This is a genomic window from Bacteroidota bacterium, assembly GCA_018698135.1.
Lineage (GTDB): Bacteria > Bacteroidota > Bacteroidia > CAILMK01 > JAAYUY01 > JABINZ01.
On sequence record JABINZ010000066.1, the window covers coordinates 1 to 23,170 of the forward strand.

The 23,170-nt window shown below is 34.9% G+C and carries 16 protein-coding genes; 8 read left to right on the forward strand and 8 right to left on the reverse strand.

The annotated features are described in order from the left end of the window. Window positions 1–254: 254 nt before the first annotated feature. Together HOG71_03890 and HOG71_03895 are read right to left on the reverse strand one after the other, a co-directional pair. Window positions 255–2,273, reverse strand: a complete 2,019-nt coding sequence (locus HOG71_03890; GenBank protein MBT5989974.1) for a dihydrofolate reductase — start codon at window positions 2,271–2,273, stop codon at window positions 255–257. Between the two features lie 154 nt (window positions 2,274–2,427). Further along, window positions 2,428–3,123: a Crp/Fnr family transcriptional regulator gene (locus HOG71_03895; GenBank protein ID MBT5989975.1), complete on the reverse strand. Its 696-nt coding sequence runs from the start codon at window positions 3,121–3,123 to the stop codon at window positions 2,428–2,430. 156 nt (window positions 3,124–3,279) lie between these two features. Between HOG71_03895 and HOG71_03900 the strand changes: the two genes are divergently transcribed. The 6 genes from HOG71_03900 to HOG71_03925 all read left to right on the forward strand — a co-directional run bounded on the left by HOG71_03900 (window position 3,280) and on the right by HOG71_03925 (window position 8,931). Further along, on the forward strand, window positions 3,280–4,509 hold the full coding sequence (locus HOG71_03900) for an NAD(P)/FAD-dependent oxidoreductase (protein ID MBT5989976.1): 1,230 nt from the start codon (window positions 3,280–3,282) through the stop codon (window positions 4,507–4,509). An 11-nt stretch (window positions 4,510–4,520) separates the two neighbouring features. Then, a complete protein-coding gene (locus tag HOG71_03905; protein ID MBT5989977.1) occupies window positions 4,521–5,201 on the forward strand; it encodes a DUF1641 domain-containing protein in 681 nt (226 codons plus the stop codon). Window positions 5,202–5,230: 29 nt separating this feature from the next. Then, entirely contained in the window at window positions 5,231–5,542 is a 312-nt protein-coding gene (gene tusE / locus HOG71_03910) for a TusE/DsrC/DsvC family sulfur relay protein (GenBank protein ID MBT5989978.1), read from the forward strand. A 97-nt stretch (window positions 5,543–5,639) separates the two neighbouring features. Further along, complete coding sequence (locus HOG71_03915; GenBank protein ID MBT5989979.1) at window positions 5,640–6,143, forward strand: hypothetical protein; 504 nt, start codon at window positions 5,640–5,642, stop codon at window positions 6,141–6,143. 112 nt (window positions 6,144–6,255) lie between these two features. Further along, the gene (locus HOG71_03920) at window positions 6,256–6,873 is read left to right on the forward strand and encodes a ribonuclease HII (GenBank protein ID MBT5989980.1); all 618 of its coding nucleotides are present in this window, start codon (window positions 6,256–6,258) and stop codon (window positions 6,871–6,873) included. Window positions 6,874–6,900: 27 nt separating this feature from the next. Further along, window positions 6,901–8,931, forward strand: a complete 2,031-nt coding sequence (locus tag HOG71_03925; GenBank protein MBT5989981.1) for a T9SS type A sorting domain-containing protein — start codon at window positions 6,901–6,903, stop codon at window positions 8,929–8,931. Window positions 8,932–8,937: 6 nt separating this feature from the next. Here the strand turns inward: HOG71_03925 and HOG71_03930 are convergent, their stop codons facing one another. Both HOG71_03930 and HOG71_03935 read right to left on the reverse strand, forming a co-directional pair. Next, complete coding sequence (locus HOG71_03930) at window positions 8,938–9,429, reverse strand: DUF4149 domain-containing protein (GenBank protein MBT5989982.1); 492 nt, start codon at window positions 9,427–9,429, stop codon at window positions 8,938–8,940. Between the two features lie 128 nt (window positions 9,430–9,557). Continuing rightward, complete coding sequence (locus tag HOG71_03935) at window positions 9,558–11,795, reverse strand: T9SS type A sorting domain-containing protein (GenBank protein ID MBT5989983.1); 2,238 nt, start codon at window positions 11,793–11,795, stop codon at window positions 9,558–9,560. Between the two features lie 232 nt (window positions 11,796–12,027). On the opposite strand from HOG71_03935, the gene HOG71_03940 reads away from it, so the two are divergent. Both HOG71_03940 and HOG71_03945 read left to right on the forward strand, forming a co-directional pair. Further along, the gene (locus tag HOG71_03940; GenBank protein MBT5989984.1) at window positions 12,028–13,677 is read left to right on the forward strand and encodes a hypothetical protein; all 1,650 of its coding nucleotides are present in this window, start codon (window positions 12,028–12,030) and stop codon (window positions 13,675–13,677) included. After that, window positions 13,667–15,061, forward strand: coding sequence for a hypothetical protein (locus tag HOG71_03945; GenBank protein MBT5989985.1), 1,395 nt, complete (start codon window positions 13,667–13,669; stop codon window positions 15,059–15,061). The genes HOG71_03940 and HOG71_03945 overlap by 11 nt, the downstream gene beginning before the upstream one ends. On the opposite strand, the gene HOG71_03950 is transcribed toward HOG71_03945, so the two are convergent. The 4 genes from HOG71_03950 to HOG71_03965 form a co-directional block, all read right to left on the reverse strand. Further along, window positions 15,058–15,378, reverse strand: coding sequence for a DUF59 domain-containing protein (locus tag HOG71_03950; GenBank protein MBT5989986.1), 321 nt, complete (start codon window positions 15,376–15,378; stop codon window positions 15,058–15,060). The genes HOG71_03945 and HOG71_03950 overlap by 4 nt on opposite strands. Before the next feature lie 3 nt (window positions 15,379–15,381). Further along, the gene (locus HOG71_03955; GenBank protein ID MBT5989987.1) at window positions 15,382–15,804 is read right to left on the reverse strand and encodes a SufE family protein; all 423 of its coding nucleotides are present in this window, start codon (window positions 15,802–15,804) and stop codon (window positions 15,382–15,384) included. 108 nt (window positions 15,805–15,912) lie between these two features. Continuing rightward, the gene (locus tag HOG71_03960; protein ID MBT5989988.1) at window positions 15,913–17,139 is read right to left on the reverse strand and encodes a cysteine desulfurase; all 1,227 of its coding nucleotides are present in this window, start codon (window positions 17,137–17,139) and stop codon (window positions 15,913–15,915) included. A gap of 107 nt (window positions 17,140–17,246) precedes the next feature. Then, a partial coding sequence (locus tag HOG71_03965; protein MBT5989989.1) for a PKD domain-containing protein occupies window positions 17,247–23,170 on the reverse strand: 5,924 nt, incomplete at its 5' end.

A 23,170-nucleotide genomic window follows, 5' to 3' on the forward strand; every position in this document is an offset into this window, starting at 1 on the left:
CAAAAACGATATGTACGATTAAAGTGACTGTTCCTAACTCTGAAGAAACTATAGAGAAAGTTTTACTGCTCACTGAAAAACAAAAACAATTAGCTAAATTGTTTTTGTTTTAAATTGGGTGGCGCATTGACGAAGTCAGGAAAAAGCACAATAAAATATTTCACTGTGCTTCTTACTAGTTTCAAAAAGACTTTTTAGAAAACCTCGCAGTGAGAAATGAAAACCTTATGGTTTAAAATTACGAGGTCTTAAACTTAATTATAGGTTGGTAATACCCCATATTTCTTTGAATAATCCATCATTTGCTTAACATAATTAGATGGATATTCAACTTTAACATCAATAATTTCTTCTCCTTCCATTACAGGAATAAATTCAGGATTCATAAAGCCACCAAAAGAAGCAAGTTTCAGGACTTCAACCCGATCAAGAACTTCCTTGTGTAATTCAGGGTCTACCTGAACGCCATAGCCTTCAACCAATGCTTTACCTGCTTCAAAGTCACCTTCTGATTTAATACGTTGTACTTCAGTCAATAATTCTCCTATTAACGAACGTAATTTTTCAAAATCATTGATGACGAAAAAAGTTTTTCCATCTCTGCTTTTCTTTTCAATTATACTGTCAGCCTTAGCTTGTTCATAGCACCATGAAGATATCAGTTGTCGATTACGCATATGGGCTTGTTCGATATTTTTCCCCAATTCAACTCGTCTTAGTTGAGTCATCAAACCATTTTTAATATAGCCTATATATTCTGCCTTTGCTGCATCCAGACTAGGCAGTAAGCCCAATTCAACCATTTTGGGATCCATGATATAATATAGTGCAAATAGGTCGGCACGGGTTTCTTCTAATGCCGAACTATAATTTTGTAATGCTTCCGGGCTGGTTCCTGCTGCAAGTTGTCCTGATCCATGTCCCAAACATTCATGTAAATCGGTATGGATATTTCCAGCAGCGTGACCATATTTTTTAACCAAAGCTACTTCTTCCTCATCCCATGAGAATTCCTCTGTATAACCACTTCCCAGAGCTGCCTGATCATAGGCATAGGTAATGTTATCCATGGTCACTGATTTTGAACCATGATTTGCACGTATCCAATCGGCATTTGGTAAATTAATTCCAATAGGAGTTGTTGGATAACAATCGCCACCCAATTGTGCTGTTGTGATTACTTTGGCAGTCACACCTTTTACTTCTTTCTTTTTATAATTTGGATTCACTGGCGAGTTGTCCTCAAACCATTGGGCATTGCTACTGATTATTTCGGTGCGCTTTGTGCCTTCCAAATCCTTGAAATTAACAACAGCTTCCCATGTGGCTTTCATGCCCATAGGATCTCCATATGTTTCTGTAAAGCCATTTACAACATCCACTCTCGAGTCTACATCCTTAACCCATAAAACACAGTACTCATCAAATGTCCGCAAATCACCGCTTTTGTAATATGCAATCAAGGCTTCAAGTGATTGCTTTTGAACTTCAGTTTCAGTGTAAGGAAGAGCCTTTTCTAACCAGTACACAATCTTTTCAATTGCTGCTCCATACATTCCATCAATTTTATAAAGCTGTTCATGTACTTCTCCATTCACTTTAACCACTTTGGAATTTAGTCCATAAGAAATAGGAGTGGTGTCAGCTTCATTTTTCATTTTTGCATAAAAATCCTCTACTTCCTTTTGAGTGACATCCTCATAGAAATTGTTTGCGGAGGCTGTGATTAGATCATTATCAGAATCCAATGAAACAGTTTTGGCATCTATTTCAGGATCGAAAAGGATAGGTGTTAGTTTGCTAATCAGATCTTTCACTTTCTCTCCTTTTTCCAGAGGGAAGTTTCCTTTATTTGATTTTTTGATAAGCATTTCAAAATATTCTTCGCTAATCTTAGGAAGAAATTTGTCTTTTGAGTAATGATGGTGAATGCCTTTTGCAAACCACACTTGCTTGGTATAGACCATGAAATTGTTCCAATCTTCTGTTTCACGATCACCAGAATAATTCTCAACAATAGTCTCCAAAGTTCGTTTAATCAAAAGATTGTGTTTGTAATTCTGATCCCAGGTAATTTCGTCACCAGCCTTAGCAGCCTCACTTAAATAATAAACAAGAATTTTATTATTTAAATCAAGTTCATCAAATCCGGGCACCTGATAGCGCATAATTTTAAAATCACCGAACTGATCAACTTGGTATGTAAAACCATCTTGATCGATATTTTCATCCACTGTTTCAACATAAGTACTCTTACTTCCACAGGATAACATAAAAATTGAAGTCATAACAATCAATAATAAATTTAGTATTCGCATAATATCATATTTAATAAATTGGGATACAAAAGTAGGTTGAAATATTGAAATGCAAAACAGCAAAATAGATACAAATGCATGGTAAAATCAAAAATTAAAATGCATTGTATTAACCAGCCGTACTGATGGCTTCCAATAGTTTTTTGTTAGTGAGTTGAATAGTACTGCCATCAATATGGATGAGTCCATCTTTCCTGAATTCAGATAATATCCGAATCACATTTTCGGTGGTCATTTCAATTAATCCAGCAATCTCTTTACGTGTAAGGGGTAATTTAAATGAGTCGTTGTGGTAGACATCATTGGCAAAAAACAACAAAAGCAAGGATATTCGCCCTCTTAGGTTTCTGGAGCAAAGATCAATACGGGTAGACAAGATGTCGTCCAATGTCAAACTCATTTTACTCAATATATCCAATGCGAATTTGCCATTCTCTTTAATCACATTTTTTAGCGAATCCATATCCACAAAACATATGACTGAGTCCTCTATGCAGGTGATGGAATATTGGTATTGATTTTTTGAAAAAACAGATAAAAAGCCAATAAAATCAAATGGTTTGGCAATGCTGATAATATGATCTTTTAAGTCAATTCCTGTTTTAAATAACTTAACCAAGCCGTTTTTCAGGTATAGGAATTCTTTAATTTGAGCTCCTTCTACTACAACTATTTCACCTTTTTTGTATTTTTTTTCAACTTTAAACTGATCCATATAATCAAGTTCTTCTTTTTCGAGCTTCTGAAAAATCAAGGACTTAAACATACAGGTACTGCAAGTGGCTGTATTAATGGTTTCAGGCATGGCTTATTTAGAAATCTTATTATTAACGTCAATATGACAATTATCATATTGAAAAACTTTTATATGTTGATATTTAATGTGAACATTGTAACAGCAAATAAAATAATAGCTGCAAGTTAAGAATTCATTAATAATTTAATTGATAAAAAAATACAAATGAAACGTTTATTAATATTAGGAGCAGGTACAGCCGGAACCATCATGGCAAACAAAATGAGAAAAGATCTGCCAAGAGATGAGTGGGATATTACCATTGTTGACCAATATAAAACGCATTATTATCAACCGGGTTTTCTGTTTATTCCATTTGGAATTTATAAAGAAAAGGATGTCGTTAAGCAGAAAAGCGACTTTATTCCAGTTGGAACAAATATCATTTATTCAGCTATTGAAAGAATTGAACCTGAAAAAAATCATGTGATTCTTGCTGATGGTGTAGCACTCAAGTATGATTATCTAATTATTGCTACAGGAACCAAAGTTTGCCCGGAAGAAACACCTGGTATGATGGGTGATTTATGGCAAAAGCAAGTTTTTGATTTCTATACAATTAAAGGATCTTCTGCATTGGCTAATTTTTTCAAAACCTGGAAAGGTGGAAAATTGGTTATTAATATTGCCGAATTACCTTATAAGTGTCCAGTTGCTCCTCTTGAATTTGCATTTTATGCGGATGCATTTTTTGCTGAAAGAGGCTTGAGAGATAAAGTGGATATTACTTATGTAACTCCATTGCCTGGTGCATTTACAAAGCCAAGAGCTTCTAAAATGCTTGGCGGTTTGTTAGAACAAAAGAATATCAATGTTATTCCTGATTTTTATCTCGAACGAGTTGATAACGAAAAGAAGGCTATTGTATCCTATGATAATATTGAGGTTCCTTTTGATTGTTTAGTTACTATCCCTGTAAATATGGGAGACAAGATGATTGAAAGAAGCGGAATGGGTGACGATCTGAATTTTGTTCCTACTGATAAAAAAACATTGCAGTCAGTAAAGCATGAAAACATTTTTGTCATTGGTGATGCAACCAATTTGCCTACATCAAAAGCCGGTTCTGTAGCTCACTTTGAAGCCGATGTATTATACGAAAACCTGATGGCAGCAATTGAAGGAAGAGATTTCACTGCCAGCTTTGATGGACATGCTAACTGTTATATTGAAACAGGTTATGGCAAAGGAACGCTAATTGATTTTAATTACGATACCGAACCGCTGCCTGGTTCATTCCCATTCCCGGGAGTTGGTCCTTTCAGTTTGCTAAAAGAAAGCAGAATGAACCATTATGGTAAAATGATATTCCGTTGGATATACTGGCATATTTTAATTAAAGGCAAGGAAATGCCAATTTCCACAGAAATGCAAATGGCCGGTAAGAAAAAATAAAGGAGAAAAAAATGACTGATAAACATATACAGGATCAGATCTCTGATATTAACCGAAAGTTAGACTTGTTATTGGAAGAACATCAGCTTCAACGACAAAGAAGAATTGAGGTTGAAGATCTGGTAAAGGATATATCCATCATCGGCAACGATTTTGTGAAATCCTCCGTTCAAGAGCTTGATAGTGCTGGGGTCGAGCTCGATGGTGAGGCACTTAAATCACTAGGATTAAAGCTCGTAAGAAACATAGGAACCATTAACGAGATGTTCGAAATGCTTGAAAGTGCAAGCGATTTGATGAAAGATGTTGGACCAATTATACAACAAGTAGGACTCGATGGCATTCACAAAATGGGCGAATTGGAGCAAAAGGGATATTTTGCTTTCTTTAAAGAAGCTTCATTAATAGTTGAGAATATTATTGATAATTTTAGCACTGAGGATGTAAAAATGCTCGCTGATAATATCGTTACTATTCTTCAAACGGTTAAAAATCTGACTCAACCAGACATGATGCAAACATTGAATAATGCATTAAATGTGTACAAAAATCTGGATCCCAAAAATGTAGAGGAAGTAAGTATGTGGAAAGCTCTCCGAATGATGAATACACCCGAAATGAAACGCGGGATTGGTTTCATGTTAACTTTCTTAAAAAATATATCTCAGGAAACAAATGTTTCCAATAATTAATAAATCGTTTAACAATAAATACAAATAATATGGCAACAAAAACAATCGCAGGAGTAGCAGTTGAAGTAACTGAAGAAGGGTATTTAGTAAATCCTTCTGAATGGACTAAAGAAATTGCTGCGGAGATTGCAAAAGAAGAAGAAATTGAATTAACTGATAAACACTTTGAAGTGATTAATTTTATCAGGGACAGAAATGCTCAAGGAATAACGTTAACAATCCGTGCAGTTGGTAAATCCGGTATCGTTGATATTAAAGGATTATACGAATTATTTCCTGGTGGTCCACTAAAGAAATCAAGCAGAATAGCTGGAATACCAAAACCGGCAAGCTGCGTATAAATATATTGTAACTCTATATCCCCTTTTGAGAGGGGATAATTTGGGGGCATTGGAAACACTAAATTCCATTATTTAATAAAATAAAACACAAAATATTATGGCAAATAAACAAGATCATCCTTTGAAGAAAGTATTTATTATTTGTTCAAAAGGAACTATTGAAGATGTTTACGCAGCATTGGTAATGACTAATGGTGCTGTTATGGAAGGAATTGAGGCAAAACTCTTTTTCACTTTTTTTGGTTTAGATGCAATAACTAAAAAACAAATGAAGAAGCTTAAAACAGGTGTTGTTGGTAATCCAGCCATGCGCATGCCTGGTGGACTTCCTTTTCCAACCATTATGGGCGTTATTCCAGGTGTTGAAGCTGGTGTTTCAGCCATGATGAAAAGCCAGATGGATGCACTGGATATTCCAAGAGTCGATGAATTTTTGGATATGATTACAGCTGGTGGAGGCGAAATTTATGCATGTAAATTAGCTGCAGATATGTTTAAATTAAAGCAAGAAGATCTGAGTGAGCATGTAAAAGCAATAATCACAGTTGGTGATTTATACGAAATGGCTGGAGGAGAAGGTTCTCAAATCATTTTTGTATAATAGTTAATCTTTAGCAAGGGTTTTTATAGCCTGTCAGTTTTTCCTTTACTGACAGGCTTTTTTGTTCATAGCTAATCGTATAAAATAATAGATATCTCACTATATTTGATTCATGAGTAATTTAAAGTCATTCTACGAAGCAGGCCGTATTGAAGCTGGAGTAGATGAGGCTGGGCGAGGTTGTCTGGCAGGACCAGTTGTGGCAGCCGCGGTAGTTCTACCAGAAGACTTCCAGCATCATTTGTTAAATGACTCTAAGCAACTTTCTGAGAAAGAGCGTATTGAAATGGAATCGATTATTAAAGATGAAGCTATTTCGTATGGAATTGGTGTTCTTGATAATGATGTAATTGATGAAATAAATATTTTGAAAGCTTCTCATCGGGCAATGAATATAGCTGTTAAACACTTATTTCCAGAGCCGGATATGCTATTGATTGATGGAAACTTGTTTACTCCTGAAAGCGAAATCCCTTTTATTTGCATCATTAAAGGAGATGGGAAATACAATGCTATTGCTGCTGCTTCTATTTTAGCCAAAACCCATCGCGATCGCTTAATGCAAGAACTACATGAAAAACATCCCCAATTTAATTGGGCACAAAACAAAGGTTATCCTACCGAGGAGCATAAAAAAGCCATCCATGAGCATGGCATAACAAAACTACATCGACAAAGCTTCAGACTATTTGATAATGAAAAGCAAATGCATATTGATTTTGACTCATAGAAACTACAAAACTTAAACACACTATATATGAAAAAACTTATTCTTTTAACAATTTTATCATTGTTTGTAAATCTTGCTATGGCTAGTTGGTCTCAAACTAAAGGACCATATGGTGGGAACATTAATTGTATTGTAACAAATGGATCAAATATTTATGCCAGCAACTACGGAGGAGGTGTTTTCCACTCATCAAATAATGGCGGCAGCTGGACGCCTGTTAATAATGGAATTGACGACAAGTATGTAAAATCTCTTGCAATTAGTGGTAGTAATTTATTTGCGGGTACTTATACAAAAGGAATTTACATTTCTACAAATAATGGAGCTTCCTGGAGTCAAATAAATACTGGCCTTACAAATTTGAATGTAAGCTCATTGGTAGTTAGCGGCACTAATATATTTGCAGGAACATATGGTGGTGTATTTATTTCTACTGATAATGGGAACAATTGGGCTCCTGTAAATAATGGATTAACAAACTTAGGAATTTCATCGCTTGCAGTTGAGGGCACTACTGTTTTTGCTTCTTCGTACACAGGTGTTTCGGTATCAACAGATAATGGAAGCAATTGGACTCCTGTAAACAATGGTTTATCCAATAAGTCTGTTGCAACCTTGTTCATTGATGGTTCCAGTATATATGCTGGAACAGCTGGTGGAGGTGTTTTTTTATCCTTAAATAGTGGAAGTAGTTGGACTGAAATCAATAATGGATTAGTATATAAAACAATAAATGCCATTGCTGCAAATGGCTCGAATATATATGTTGGAACCAAGTTTGGAGGAATATATTATTCTGCAGATAAGGGGACTAATTGGACATCAATCGGTTCAGGTTTGAAAGACACAACTATCAATTCAATCGCATTATTTGGTTCGTATATTTTAGCCGGAACGAATGGTTATGGGATGTATATTTCAAGTAACGCAGGTTCTTCCTGGTCTGAAGTAAATAATGGACTGTTTTATCCTTCTATTTATTCTCTGATATCAAATGGAACATATCTTTTTGCCGGAACGAAATCCGATGGGATTTATCGATCGACTGATGATGGCAATACGTGGACTGAAGTCAACAATGGAATAAGTAATAAGTATGTTTCTGCATTTGCTGTAAGTGGAACAAAAATATATGCTGCATCTCATGGAGGAATACATGTGAGTAGCAATAATGGAGATAGTTGGACTTTGTTGGGTAGTACCATGGCCAATAAAAACATTACTTCAATGCTTATTAAAGGGAATACAATATTTGTTTCCTCCTCAGGAAACGGGGTGTATAGATCAAGTGATAATGGTCTCAATTGGTATGGAATCAATACAGGTTTGCCAAGCACCTCTGTCAATTGTCTGGTAACAGATGGTGGAAATGTTTTTGCCGGAACAACTAAAGGTGTAGCTATGTTGGATACCATAAGCTTCCAATGGGCAGATGTGAGCAGTGGTTTAACATATAAGCGCGTATCTAAGATGGCAATAATTGGATCAACCCTATATGCTGGAACTATAGTTGGTATGTTTTCTTCAAATGATAATGGAGCAAATTGGACAGAAATCAATAATGGTTTAAGCAATATGAATGTAACTGCCATGGTTGCCAGTGGTTCAAATCTTTTTATCGGAAATGGAGAAGGGAAAATTTACTTATCTAAAGATCAAGGTAGTTCTTGGTTAGATAAAAGTGCTGGTTTTGGGAATCATTATTGGTTTACATTTAATGCAAACTCAAAATACATTTTTGCAGGTTCAGGAGGGGATGGTATCTGGAGGCGCCTTCTATCTGAAATATATCTTGATGTTCACGAAGACAAGGGTGATAACAGTCAAATAATTGTATATCCAAATCCAAGTCAAGGCAAATTTCAAATTAAGAATAATTCAACTGACAAAATCAAATTTGAGATTAATGATGTGAATGGAAAGCTCATCGTTCAATCATCACTTGATGCATATACTAACTTAACAGAAATTGATCTCAGACATGTTTCAAAAGGAATCTATTACATTAGATTTGAAGGCAATAAGCTGAATTATTGTGAAAAAATAATAATACAGTAAAATGTCCTAAATATAAAGCATAATCGCAGATAGAATGATGATTATCATGGCTGACAAGAATGATAATTTACCAATAATTTCCTGAGACTTCTTCAATTTATTAAGTTCATCCGAAGGTCCATTAGCTGCAGATTTTTGTGCCTTTGGCATTAGAATCTCAAAATTAAAGATGGCCAGCAGGGTTAATATCCCAACAAAAACATGCTTGACAAAAGTGACTATTTGCCAATTATTGCTAAAATTGATGATGCTCACATAATTTTCATTGATAATCTTCATGGGTATTCCTGAAATGAACAACACAGCAATCGATACGTAAACAACAATGCGTGTTTTCTTCATTAATTCATTCATGAACTTTCCGGCTGTGGGTGGATCCAGTACTTTTAGTATAGTAGGACGAACCAGAATCATATTGGTAAACATGCCGCCAAACCAGGCAATTGTTGCCATAATATGTAACCAATCAAATAGTACTTTTAAATAAATATTATCCATGAAAATTTAATTTATAATTATTTCTGTTCAATCATTAACCAATTCAATTCTTTGTCAAAGCCAAAACTAGAAAAAACAAAAGTTTCATATTTGCTTCGGTCTAACAATTCAGATTAAATAATCGTGCATTAGAGTTTAAACAACTTTGTGCTATAATTGGTTTTTTCCCCTTGCAGATGCAGCAAATAAATGTTTTTATTCAAATCATTTACAGGCAATCGGAATGTATTTTTTCCGACTTGTGTTTGGATTCTATTCTGATAAATTGTTCGCCCATTTAAATCGTAAATGCTGATTAACAATTGCTCATTGTGATCTGAATCCATGTTAATTAGTAATTCATTGCCCATAATAAGGATACTTGGGCTTTGCTCAATGTTATCTTCTTCTAATCCAACAAAAACGCTTCCTCCTTCATCTTTGAAACGTTGTGCCCATTCCTGGAAATATTGGTTAGCAACTTCATAGCTGTGAACAATCAAGGTGTTTTCATCGTTATTAACATTGGCAGCATTACTCCAATTATGCGATCCTGTCAGAACAATCGGATCATCAAAAGGCGTATTGGGATCTACAATACAATACTTGTGATGAAAGATATTTCCATTGGAATAGTCCTTAATATAGGAAGCTCCAATACTCGATACCAGATTATTAAAAGGAGTTGCATTGCTTCCACTGGTTTCGCCAAAAATTCCGGCCACATAGCTGCCCCCATTGAATTCAGCTGTCAATGCATCACTGATAGCGGTTCTTGTAAAAGTGTACACACCAAAATAAATACTATAATCGCTTGACTCAATGGTATTGATAATTTCACTTTGAACCTGATCGGAAGGACTGAAATATAATTCAACAAGATTTCCTCCAATCATGAATTTATGAGGTGTATTGTCAGTTTTGAATTTGCCAAATTTGCTTTTAACACCATCAGGGTACTTTGTGGTACTTCCCCACATTTCTTCAAATTCCAGTGTATAGGCTTTTGCTAAGGCTTGATCTTGAACGATAATTACATTGTTCGGATCAGCATGAACCTGTCCTTCTGTAAGATTGGTTGAACCTGTCCAAACGATGGCCATATTCGGATCACTTACTTTTGCATCAATAATCATGAATTTATTATGCATAATGGTAAATGCTGCTCCTTGGGGACTTTTTAAAACACTAGGTCCGCTTAAATCGCCTAAGCCAATATTGGCTGTACTTCCATCACCAATTACCCGAACAAGCACACCTCGGTTATGTGCATTATTTAAAGCTGTGCTAATATTAGCCGACATTCCATAATTATTTAAATTATAAACGGCCAAATCAATAGTAGCAGTGGCTCTTGAAATATAGGCAACCAAGCTATCGTCAATCGATCTATTTAAATAAAGTGCATCATAGCTATATGAATAAGTTTTATCAACTGTTCTGTTGAAAAAAACTTTAATAGTACCACTGGATAAAGATGCTGTAGAAAAATAGTGCATTCCACTTTCGCTTGTATCACTATTAGCATCAACTGTTTGAGCAACAACATAATAAAAACTTGTCGGTTCAAGAGATGACAACATCATTACATGATTTTTAGTCATATTTGGATCCGTCAGAACCCCTAATTCTAAATTTTTAGTAAGCCCATATTTTAGGATTGTATTTCCTTCATTTTTTGTTGTAAAACTTACTTTAAACGAAGTAGTTTGGATATCGGATTGTTTGATTTTTGATATGATTGTTGGTCCACTTCCCAGTATTAAATCAGCAGTTCCTCGTGGTTTCAGCTGGTATTTATCAGTACCCCAAGTGTTTTTGTAATGCCCCATCAAACCAATAATATCAATTTCATCAGTGGGTATTGGTTTTCCAACTAAATTGGTTTGTGGTAAAACACGAATTTCTTTTATGACAGCAGATTGACTTATTTCATAATTATTCCCGCTGCTTCCACCATCAAACGATCCGCTTGCAGAAAAACGAACAGCATTAAATCGCACCAATTGTCCTTCATATTTATCTGCATAACCTGTCGCAAAATCTAAAACCTTTGGTTCGGGTAAAGCATTTCCGGAACTAATAAGCTGAAATGAATTTACCGGACTGATTTCCAATTCGCCATTATAATCTTTGATGACACCAATAATGTTTACACTATCTCCTTTTTTTAGTCCAGATGTAGAAGAAGAATAGACAGCAATTCCAGCTGTTTCATCTTGGATATACTGCAAATCACCAAATTCTTCTGAAGTAATAATTCCATTTACATTAACAATTTGTCCATCCGATTTTGCTCTTGCTTCACCAATAGTAATCGTTTGAGCATGGGTTAGGGATTGAAGGAGTGCTAGTGAAAAAATCAGGAAAGCGATATTAATTCTCATTGTAAATGTTTTATTAGTAAAATCTGGCAAAACGATAGCCTTTAAGCGTGTCAAAATTAACACAAAGCAATTATAATATGGGCTCCTGATCCATGAATCTTCAAATTCAAATTAGATAACAGAAATTTAGTAAATTAGTATACGAAAACAGAAGTGAAATTGGGTGTTTCAAGGCCTTTGGCTTAAATTTTTCATTTCCTGCAGAACAATAATTCAGATAATAAGTTAACTTATGAACTATTTTAATAAAAAGCATGTAGTTGCGATTGGCACTCTTCTAATCCTATTTTCATTGATTTTGGGATCTTGTGTCAAGGATATATTAGACCTCACCAACATTAAGAATGTGCATATTGAGGATGACTATAATCCAGATTTTGCAGTTCCTTTGCTTCATGCAAATCTTTCAGCCCTGGATTTTGCTGACAAATATGATGTAAGTGAATTGATACGTATAGAAGATGACTATTTGATAACCATCTTGTATAAAAGCAGGGATTGGTATGGTTATGCTAAAGATTATATTGTAATCCCAGACCAACACTTCTCTTTAGGCCCCTTAGTATATAATACGGGTGGTGACGATAGTGTAAGAGTAACTACTAACATTCTTTTTGATGAAAATCAGGAGCATAGTGTACTATTTAATGACGGAGAAGAAATCGTTTTTCTGGAGGTAAAATCTGGATTTCTGATTTTAAATGTTCATTCTACTTTCCCTCGATCTGGTCAATTGGAGTTATCTATACCTTATGCAAAGCAAAATGGTTTACCCTATTCGAAAACAATTCCATTGAATTGGAACTGGCCCAGCATTACTTTAACTGATTCAATTGATTTATCTAAAGTGGAGTTTGATTTATCAAAAGGAGGAACCCTTTTCAATACTGTTCCAGTAGAATATATTATTACATTAAATCCAAACTCACGTTTTGTGCATGCATCGGATGAAATCAATATTACAGCGGATTTTAAAGATGTTAAATTTGCTTACATCGAAGGGTATTTAGGTGCTGAAATTGTGCCTTACTCTGCTGACACCATGTCTTTGACCTTATTTGATGGAACGGAAGCTGATCGGGTTTCATTTGTCGATCCCAAAATTAAAGTGAATGTGTATAATTCCACCGGACTGCCTATTCGTGTCGATCCACCATATTTTAGTTCGTTTTCTAAAAAACATGGCGAACTTGAATTATCGGGTTCATTAGTTAATTCACCCATTGATATTATATATCCATTACCCTCTGAGGTAGGTGTAACAAAATATACATTAGTAGAAGCCAATAAGAGCAATTCAAATTTGCCTCAGGTAGTTAATAATATGCCCAAATATATCAACTATGACCTGACAGTACGAACCAATCCAGATGGAAAAAGCTATAGTAATTTTGCCTTGGATACCAGCTATGTGAAAGTGAATGTTGATATGGAACTTCCTGCTTATGGAAGATCCGAAGAATGGGCTTTCGATTTTCCTACCAAGGTCGATCCCATAGATTTTGATCTTAAAATAATTGAAGAGGCTGAGTTTTCTATTGTTATTGCTAATGATTTCCCGGTCGAAATAGCTGTTCAATTATATATTATTGATAGTAGTGAAACAATTATTGATTCCCTGATGGATAAATCAGATTACTTCATTGCAGCAGCCCATATTGGAGTCGATCACAGGACAATAACACCAGCGAAATCGGTAACAAAAATTGTTTTTAACGAAGATCGTATGGAAAATATCGCGAAAATGAGGAAAGTCAGAGCTGTTGTCTGCCTTTCAACAAAAAATAAGGGACAGGAAGATATTAAGATTTTTGCCGATAGCAGAATTGATTTAAAATTGGGTTTACGAACAAAACTTAAAGTTAACTTGAATGATTTATAAAAAAATATTAATCGTAGCGCTGATAAGTCTGATAAGTTTATCCGGCTATAGTCAGGATATTACCAGGCATTCAATGCATAACTTGCCTTCTGCTGGAATAACAAATGCCTCATATTTCCCTGAGTTCAGGTATACTGTTGGCATTATGCCATTTCCGCAGTTTAATTATAGTTTCGAGACTAATATTAGAGTAAGGAATTTGTACTCTATTGAAAATGAAACGCTGGGATTGCATGTCAATCAATTTTTAAATAAAATGCCTAATGTTGGTTTTATTCGCACAGGCATTGATTATGAAATTTTATCGGGATCTTTCAAAATCAAAAGGAATTATTTTTCTTTGGCATTTACTACACATGTAAGCTCTGAATTGCGCTTGCCCAGAGATTTATTTGCTCTTGCCTGGCAAGGAAATGGAGCTTTTATTGGTAAACGAATTAGTTTCGATGGATTAGGAATGGATGCAACAGCTTATAATGAGTTTGCTATTGGTTATTCCAGAGATATTACAGAGCGCTTAAATGCAGGAGTTCGTTTGAGTCTACTTCAAGGTCTTGTTCATTTTTCTACTCAAACGCAAATTGGTTTAACGACAGATACACAAACCTATTGGTTGCATGCTGATTACGATATCAAAGTAAATATATCAGGGCCAGTAGATACATCCATGTTTTCAGAAAATTCAAATGCAGATCCATTGGAGGAATTTCTGTCAAATCCTGCAAGAAGTTTTGGGCTTTCTAATTTTGGATTAGGCTTCGATATAGGTGCAGATTATGACTTAACGGATAATTTCAACATCGCACTCAGCCTTAATGATTTAGGCTATATAAAATGGAAAAACGATGTAAAAACATATGCTGTTGAAAATGGGAAGTTTTCATTTGAAGGAATTAAAATTGACAGCACCTTAAATATTGGATTTGACAGTAGTTATTTTAGTGAATTGAAAGATTCGGTATTCAGCTTTTTCAAACCAGTACGAACCACAGAATCCTTTAATTCCAATTTAACGCCTAAAATATACTTGACATTGAGTTATGATTTAAATGAGAAGAATCGATTTGGATTCGTGTTTTATAATCATCTACATTCAGATTATAATATGTCTTCTTTTTCATTATTATATAATCGTAAGTTGTGGAAATTTATTAATCTGGCAGGGAATTACACCTTTAACACTTATGGCCAAAGCCGATTTGGGGCAGGTATGTCGCTGCGAATTATGGGATCAAATTTTTATATCATGACCAATGATGTTAGCAGCTTTATTCAGCCAACCAAAGCAAACATCAATTTCAATTTTGGTTGGTATTATATTAAAGGCAAGCCGGCTAAAAGTAAAAATAAAGTCAAGAAAAAGAAATCGGAGTTTCAGTTTTAGTCAAAACCCAATTCAATTTTTGCTTCTAAACTCATCATGCTCATATCCCAGGTTGGGTCGAATGTTAATTCGACTTCTACATCGTTTATTTCATCAATACTTCCTACTTTTTCCTTAACATCCTCAACCATTGAATCAGCAACCGGGCAGGTAGGCGAAGTAAGTGTCATTAACACCCGAACATCCTTGTTTTCTTTGATGTTGAATTCATAGATGAGTCCTATTTCGTATATATTAACTGGAATTTCTGGATCATAAACCTCTTTAAGTGCGGCTATAATCTTTTCTTCCAATTCTTTTATGTTTTCTTTTGACATGTTTTACTTTTTTGCCTGAAATGCAATGGCATAAATTTTCATTTGCTTAATCATTGAGAATAAACCATTAGAACGGGTTGGTGACAATTGCTCTTTTAAGCCAATTTGGTCTAGAAAATTAACGCTTGCTTCTTCCACTTCAGAAGGTTTGTTCCCTGAAAATACGCGAATTAATAAGGCTATCAGTCCTTTAGTGATAATAGCATCGCTATCTGCTTCAAATATCAAATTTCCATTGTTGTCGAGATAAGCATGTAGCCAAACCTGACTTTGACATCCTTTAATCAGATTGCTATCATTTTTATGCTTGATGTCCATTGGAATTAAACTCTTTCCCTGCTCAATCAAATGATCGTATCTATCCATCCAATCATCAAACATTGCAAACTCTTCAATCACCTCATTTTTAATATCTTCAATGCTCATATATGCATTTCTTAATTCGTAATAAATTTATTTTTCGACTGCAAATTTAAGGGATTGCATTTTAGTGGGAAAGAAAAGAGTTTTTATCCATGTTGAAATAATAAATTCTTACTTTAACATCATCAGAGCTTTCTTTAATGAAGCAATTAAGATGTCCACTTCCTCAAAGGTATTGTAAAAAGCAAAAGAAGCCCTTACCGTTCCGGGTATTTTATAGCCATCCATTAAAGGTTGGGCGCAGTGATGTCCTACACGAACAGCAACCCCCATTTTGTCTAATAGAATGCCTAAATCACCGGGATGTGTACCATCAACCAAAAAAGAAAGTACAGATGTTTTTTGATCTGCCGTTCCAATTATTCTGATTCCCTCAATTTCAATAATTTTTTTAGTAGCATAAGCTAATAATTCATGCTCGTAATCAGCAATAGCATCCAATCCTATTTCCAAAACATAATCCAGAGCAACTCCAAAAGCAATTGTATCAGCAATATTGGGTGTGCCTGCTTCAAACTTATAAGGAAGTACATTGTAGGTTGTTTTCTCAAAAGAAACACTATCAATCATTTCACCCCCACCATGATAGGGTGGAAGTTTATTTAGCAATTCTTCCCGACCATAAATTGCTCCAATACCTGTAGGACCATAAATTTTATGACCTGAAAAACAATAGAAATCACAATCAATATCTTGGACATCTACTTTAAGGTGAGATGCTCCTTGTGCGCCATCAATAATTGTTAATATATTTTTTGATTTAGCTTTTGCAGCAAGCTCTTTGATAGGGTTGATAGTTCCCATCGCATTTGAAACATGTGTAAAAGAAAATACTTTGGTCTTTGCACTTAATAGCTGGTCAATATTGCTAAGGTCAAGTTCCCCTTTTTCTGTTATTGGAACTACTTTTAGTATGGCACCTTTTTCTTCACAAAGCATTTGCCAGGGAACAATATTGGAATGATGCTCCATGGCTGTAATAAGAATTTCATCCCCTTTTTGAATAATGCTTTTACCTATGATATCGGAAATCAGGTTTATTGCTTCAGTAGTGCCCCTTGTATAAATTATCTCGTTTGTCGATTTAGCATTTACAAATGCTCTGACTTTTTCCCTAACCTCTTCATATCGTTCTGTTGCAAGCTGGCTTAAAAAATGGTTTCCACGATGTACATTGGCATTTTGAGATGTGTAATAATTGGTAATTGCATTAATCACACTCAATGGCTTCTGTGTTGTTGCAGCATTATCTAAGTACACCAAAGGATTCCCATTGATCTGCTGTTGAAGAATGGGAAAGTCTTTTCTGATTTGTGAAATATTATCTCTCAAAGCAATCAATTAATGGTTAATGTCAGGACTTCAAAATTAGCTAATCAGATTGATTATATCAATGTAAACATGTTATTTGAAAATAGCGAAAGCAAATAATCAAGAGTTTAATATTATCTGATTAACAAAATGGTTCCTGCCAGACGTTTGGCTTGTCCTTTTGTTCCTTTTGCTGAGATTGTGTAGAAATATTGTCCCGCTGGCACTGATTCTCCTTTGAATATCCCATCCCAATCTTCTTTGATGTTGCTAGATGCAAATATTTGCTCTCCCCAACGATTGAAAATGCGAATTTCATATTCTCTGATGAAGCTACCTTTTACAGTAAATGTTGGATTTTTTTCATCTCCATTTGGCGTGAATGAATTGGGAACCCATATGTTAAATGGAGTTGGCACACAAACAGTATTTGACAGACTTATTTCATTATCTCCAGATCTGAACGCTGTTATTCGATAACAATATTGGCTGTAGTTTTCATTGGTAAATGCATCCTTGTAAAAAGTATCGTTGGCAATATCCACCAGTTTGAAAATTTCCAGATCTTCATCATATAATTCAATTTGATAATGGTCAACACCACTACTCCATTTTTCGTAAGCAGTCCAGCTTAATTGTGGGTATTCCTCCTCCTCACCAACTTTCAATAAAATCGTTTTCCCGATATTACTATATGGACTGATATAATTACATTCATCAAGCACTCGCAAGCGATAGCTATATGAGAATTGATTTACAGAAACATTAAAGTCAAAATAATCATTGATAGTCGGACTAAAACTCTGCAAATTGCTATATGAGCCAGAAGCAATAGCTCTCTCTAATTCAAATGTTTTAGGTCTGCCAATAAATATAGGCGACCATTTAATATAAATGCTTTCATCCTCCTCAACTGTTGCGAAATCAACAATAGTTGGTTCAACTTTCTCAAAGAATTCGATAGGTTTGGTTAAACTCTTTTGACAGAATTGGTCCGAAGTGACTGTTAGCTTAACTTGATAGATTCCTGCTGCCGCATATTGACTCTTTGGGTTTTGCATGATTGATGTCGTACTGTTTCCAAAGTCCCATGTCCATGCTGTTAATGCAGAAGGTGCTTCAATCGAGCTTAGGTCTGTGAAATAAATAGTATCATCAAGACAAGGAAGACTGAAAGAGAAATCAGGAATTGGCATTGGATACACTTCAACAATTGTGGAAATAGTGTCAAAACAGCCCATATTACTTTCTGCAACCAATTCTACTGTATAGGAGGCATTTGTATCATAAACATGAGTTGGATTTTCTACGACTGAAATATTCGTATCACCAAAATTCCAGTAATAGTTAGTTGATCCAATAGGAATTGTAGTCGTATTTGTAAAAATGTATTGATTTCCAGTCAAACATTGAAAACTATCGTTAATGAAAAATCCGGCCACAGGCATAGGAAATACAATTGTTTGCTTGGAAGTAGAATCAGCACAATTTAGATCTGACAAGCCAATGAGTTTGACAGTATAATTACTAAAGTTTATATATTTATGGTCTGGATTTATTTGAGTAGAATTATTTCCATCTCCAAAATCCCAGGTGTAGCTTACAATTCCTGTATTAATGCTTGTGTTATTCGTGAAATTGAAACTATTCCATCTTAAACATTGGGTGCTGTCATTAATACTGAAATCTACTTTTGGTGAAGGAAATACATAGGCATTTCTACTGATTGTATCATTACAATTATAGTCTGATTGAGCAATAAGACTCACTACATATGTATTGTCATTTAAATAGGAATGCGCTGGATTAGTTAAAGTCGAATTATTCCCATCATCGAAATCCCACGAATATGTAAGTGCGCCATATGTGATAGTCGAATTATTATTGAATTGGAAAAGATTACCATTTCTACATTGCTGACTATCAATAATGGAAAAATCTGAAATTGGCATTGGTCTGACAAATACCAAGGAAGTTGCCGTATCGGAACATCCTAATGAAGAATTTGAAATCAAATTAACGATAAAAGAATCTGAGCCAGTATACACATGATTGGCATTGATTGATATCAGGGAGTCTCCATCACCGAAATACCACAGATGACTGAGAAATCCTGAATTGATCAGGCTTGTGTTTGTGAATGAAAAATTATTATCCGTTAAACACTGAGACTGGCTATTTATTGTAAATGTTGAAGCTGGTGAAGGGAATACAATAATATCTTGGATGTTGCTATCCATACATCCCATTCCTGAAGTACTGATAAGAATTACTGAAAAGGTGTCATCTGTCGCATATGTATGTTGAGTATTACTTGCTATTGAATTACTACCATCACCGAATTGCCAATAATAATTTTGGCTACCCCATTTAAGCGTACTCTGATTTGTAAAATTAAATAAATTAGAATTGAAACACTGTCCACTATCGTTTATGTTGAATAATGCATTTGGCATTGGGTGAACATATAATGTTTGTTGGAGCGAATCACTGCAATTCAAATCTGAAATTGCTATTAACTCGACATGGAAAGTGTCATCCTGCAAATAGCTGTGAGTAGGACTAGGTATAAAGGATGTGTCGTTATCACCAAAACTCCATATATACGACATACTGCCAGTTGTAATAATGGAGTTATTGCCAAATATAAATTGATTTCCATTTAAACATTGCATACTATCGTTAATGTTGAATAACAAAACAGGAGTTGGGAAAACATAGGCCATTTTTGAGATAGAGTCTTTACAGTTTAAGCCTGACATGGCAATAAGAGTTACTCCAAAGCTATCATCATATGCGTATTGATGAGTTGAATTCACATTTGTTGAACTTCCTCCATCTCCAAAACTCCAATTAAAGTTTTGATTACCACTATTTATTGAAGACAGGTTGGTGAAGGTGAAATCATTACCGCTAAAACATTGTTGAGAATCATTGATACTGAAATCAGCAATTGGATTTGGAAATATGTAAACAGTTTTAACTATCGAATCGCGACAACCCAAATCGGATGTATTAATTAGTTTAACAGCAAAAGTATCATCAGAAGAATAGTCATGCATTGGATTTATAGAACTTGAGGAATCCCCATCACCAAAATTCCAAACATAAGATTGCGTACCTGTATTGATTGTAGAATTATTTGAAAAAACAAAGTGATTTCCATTGAAACATTGTTGCGAGTCATTGATCGTATAATCAGGAACAGGGCTAGGGAACACATAGGATGTTTTGAATGCAGAATCAGTACATTGTAGGTTGGAGTTCACCAAAAGCCTGACTGTAAAGGTGTCATCCATAGTATATGCATGTGAAGGACTATTGGCAGATGAAGAGCTGCCATCTCCAAATGTCCAGACATAATTCATAGAACCGGAGTTGATATTTGTCAGGTTGCTAAAAGTAAAATTATTTGCGTTGAAACATTGCTGTGAATCATTAATACTGAAATCAGCAATTGGATTTGGGAACACATATGCTGTTTTTACCAATGAATCACTACAACCTAAATCAGAAGTATTGACCAGTTTCACAGTAAACGTATCATCTGTTGTGTATGAATGTAAAGGGCTTGCCAATGACGAAGAACTGCCATCTCCAAAATCCCAATAATAAGTCTGAGAACCCGTATTTATAGATGATCCATTCGTGAAAATAAACTGGTTTTCATTGAAACATTGTTGCGAGTCATTGATTGAATAATCAGGAATAGGGCTAGGAAACACATAAGTGGTCAGGTAAGTAGAATCAGAGCAATTCAGGTCAGATGTACTTATCAGCCAAACACTAAAAGTGTCATCAGTACTATAGTTGTAAACAGGATCGTTGGCATTGGTAGCATTCCCATCTCCGAATTTCCATTGATAGCTTAGAGATCCTGAATTGATGCTTGTGTTATTTGAGAAAACAAATTGATTTCCATTAAAACACTGGATGCTGTCATCAATAGTGAATGAAGTATTTGGAGAAGGGAAAATATAGCTTGTTTTTTGAGCTGTATCAGAACAAGCAAGATCCGATATAGCAATAAGATTCACTTGGAATGTATCATCAATGCTGTAAATATGTGCAGCATGAATTGATGATGTAGAATCACCATCACCAAAATACCACTCATAACTCAGGTTTCCACTGCTTATAGTTGTTGTATTTGTGAAATTAAAAACATTCTCGTTTAAGCATTGCTGGCTGTCATTTATGCCATAATCTGCAATTGGCGAAGGAAACACATACACTGTTTTTTGGACTGTATCAGTGCAACTCAAATTGGAAACCGCAATAAGGGTAACTGTTAAAGTATCTTCGGCAAGATACGTTTTGAAAGGATTTTCTAAGCTGGAGGATGTTGCATTTCCAAAGTCCCATGTAAATGTTTGATTACCAGAATTAATGTTGGATAAGTTGCTAAATGCAAACTGGTTTTCATTCAAACATTGCTGACTGTCGTTTATGCTATAATCAGGTTGAGGGGAAGGATAAATAATAATTGTTTTAATCAGGGAATCCTTTGCTCCAGTTTCTGAAATAGCAAGAAGTTTTACATAGAATGTGTCATCGCTGGTGTAGGTGTGGCTCGAATTGATTGAAGAACTGGTGTCACCATCTCCATAATACCAAATATAGGAGATGTTACCCCAATTTATAGTTGTACTATTTGTAAATGTGAAATTGTTTTCATTAAAGCATTGTGCACTATCGTTTATACTAAAATCAACAGACGGTGTTGGGAATACATAAACGGTCATGTCAAATGAATCTGCACATCCATTGTTTGAAATGATAGAAAGTTTTACGTTAAACGTATCATCAGTTGTATAGATATGAACCGGGTTTTGAGCATTTGAGCTCGTGCCGTCACCGAAATCCCATAGGTAGTTTATTCCTCCAGATGCAATTGTGGAGTTATTGCTAAAAATAAAATTATTGTCTTGAAAACTTTGAGCAGTGTCGTTTACACTAAAACTTGCAATAGGCATTGGATGCACAAATACATTTTTTGTAATGGTATCAGTACATCCTAAAAGAGAACTATTTATTAAAGTAATATCGAAAGTATCTGTGTAACCAAAAACTTTAGCAGGATTTGAATTTGTTGATGTATCACCATTTCCAAAGTTCCATAAAGTGCTAAAAGATCCAGAAGCAATGGATGTTGTATCAGTAAACTGAAATAAATTGTTTTGAAAGCATTGAGAACTATCATCTACAGAAAAACCCATGATAGGCATAGGATAAACAATGGCTGTATGCAAAATGGAATCCTTACATAAATAGTCTGAAATAAGCATTAGTTTGATACTAAATGTATCATGATCCAAATAGGAGTGATTCAGTGAAAAATCTGAAGAAACACTATTGTCTCCTAAATACCATGTTTGCGTAAATGTACCTGCACTAATGGTGGAATTGTTGGTGAATAAAAAGTCATTCCATTTCAAACATTGAGCACTATCATTAATTTTAAAGGCAGCAACAGGTTCAGGGTGAACATGAATGTAGGTGTTTTTAGAAATAGAGTCAATACAATTGTAATTTGAGGATACAATCAACTTAACCCTGAAGGTGTCAGCATAATTAAATGAATGGACAGGATCGGTTGTTGTAGCAAATCCACCATCATCAAAATTCCACAAATAAGAGAGGCTTCCTGAAGTAATAGATGACATATTCTGGAAACCAAAAGCATTGTTTTCAAAGCATTGAGAACTATCCCAAATAATAAAATCAGCACTCGGCATTGGTCGGATATAAACCGTTTTATATGTGGTGTCTGGGCAGGACATAGCAGAACCAACTACCAGCATCACTTGGAATGTGGTGTCAGATGTTGCATAAGCATGTGATGAATTGCTGTTGGTGTTATTTGTATTATCTCCAAAATCCCAATAATTAGTAGTTAGTGTGCCCCACTTAACAGTTGATGTATTCGTGAAAATAAAGTTATTGGGAACAAAGCATTGGGAACTATCATTTATGGCAAAATCAGCTTGTGGATTCGGAAACACATAAGATGTTTTGAAAGCCGAGTCACTACAATTAAGGTTTGTATTCACGATGA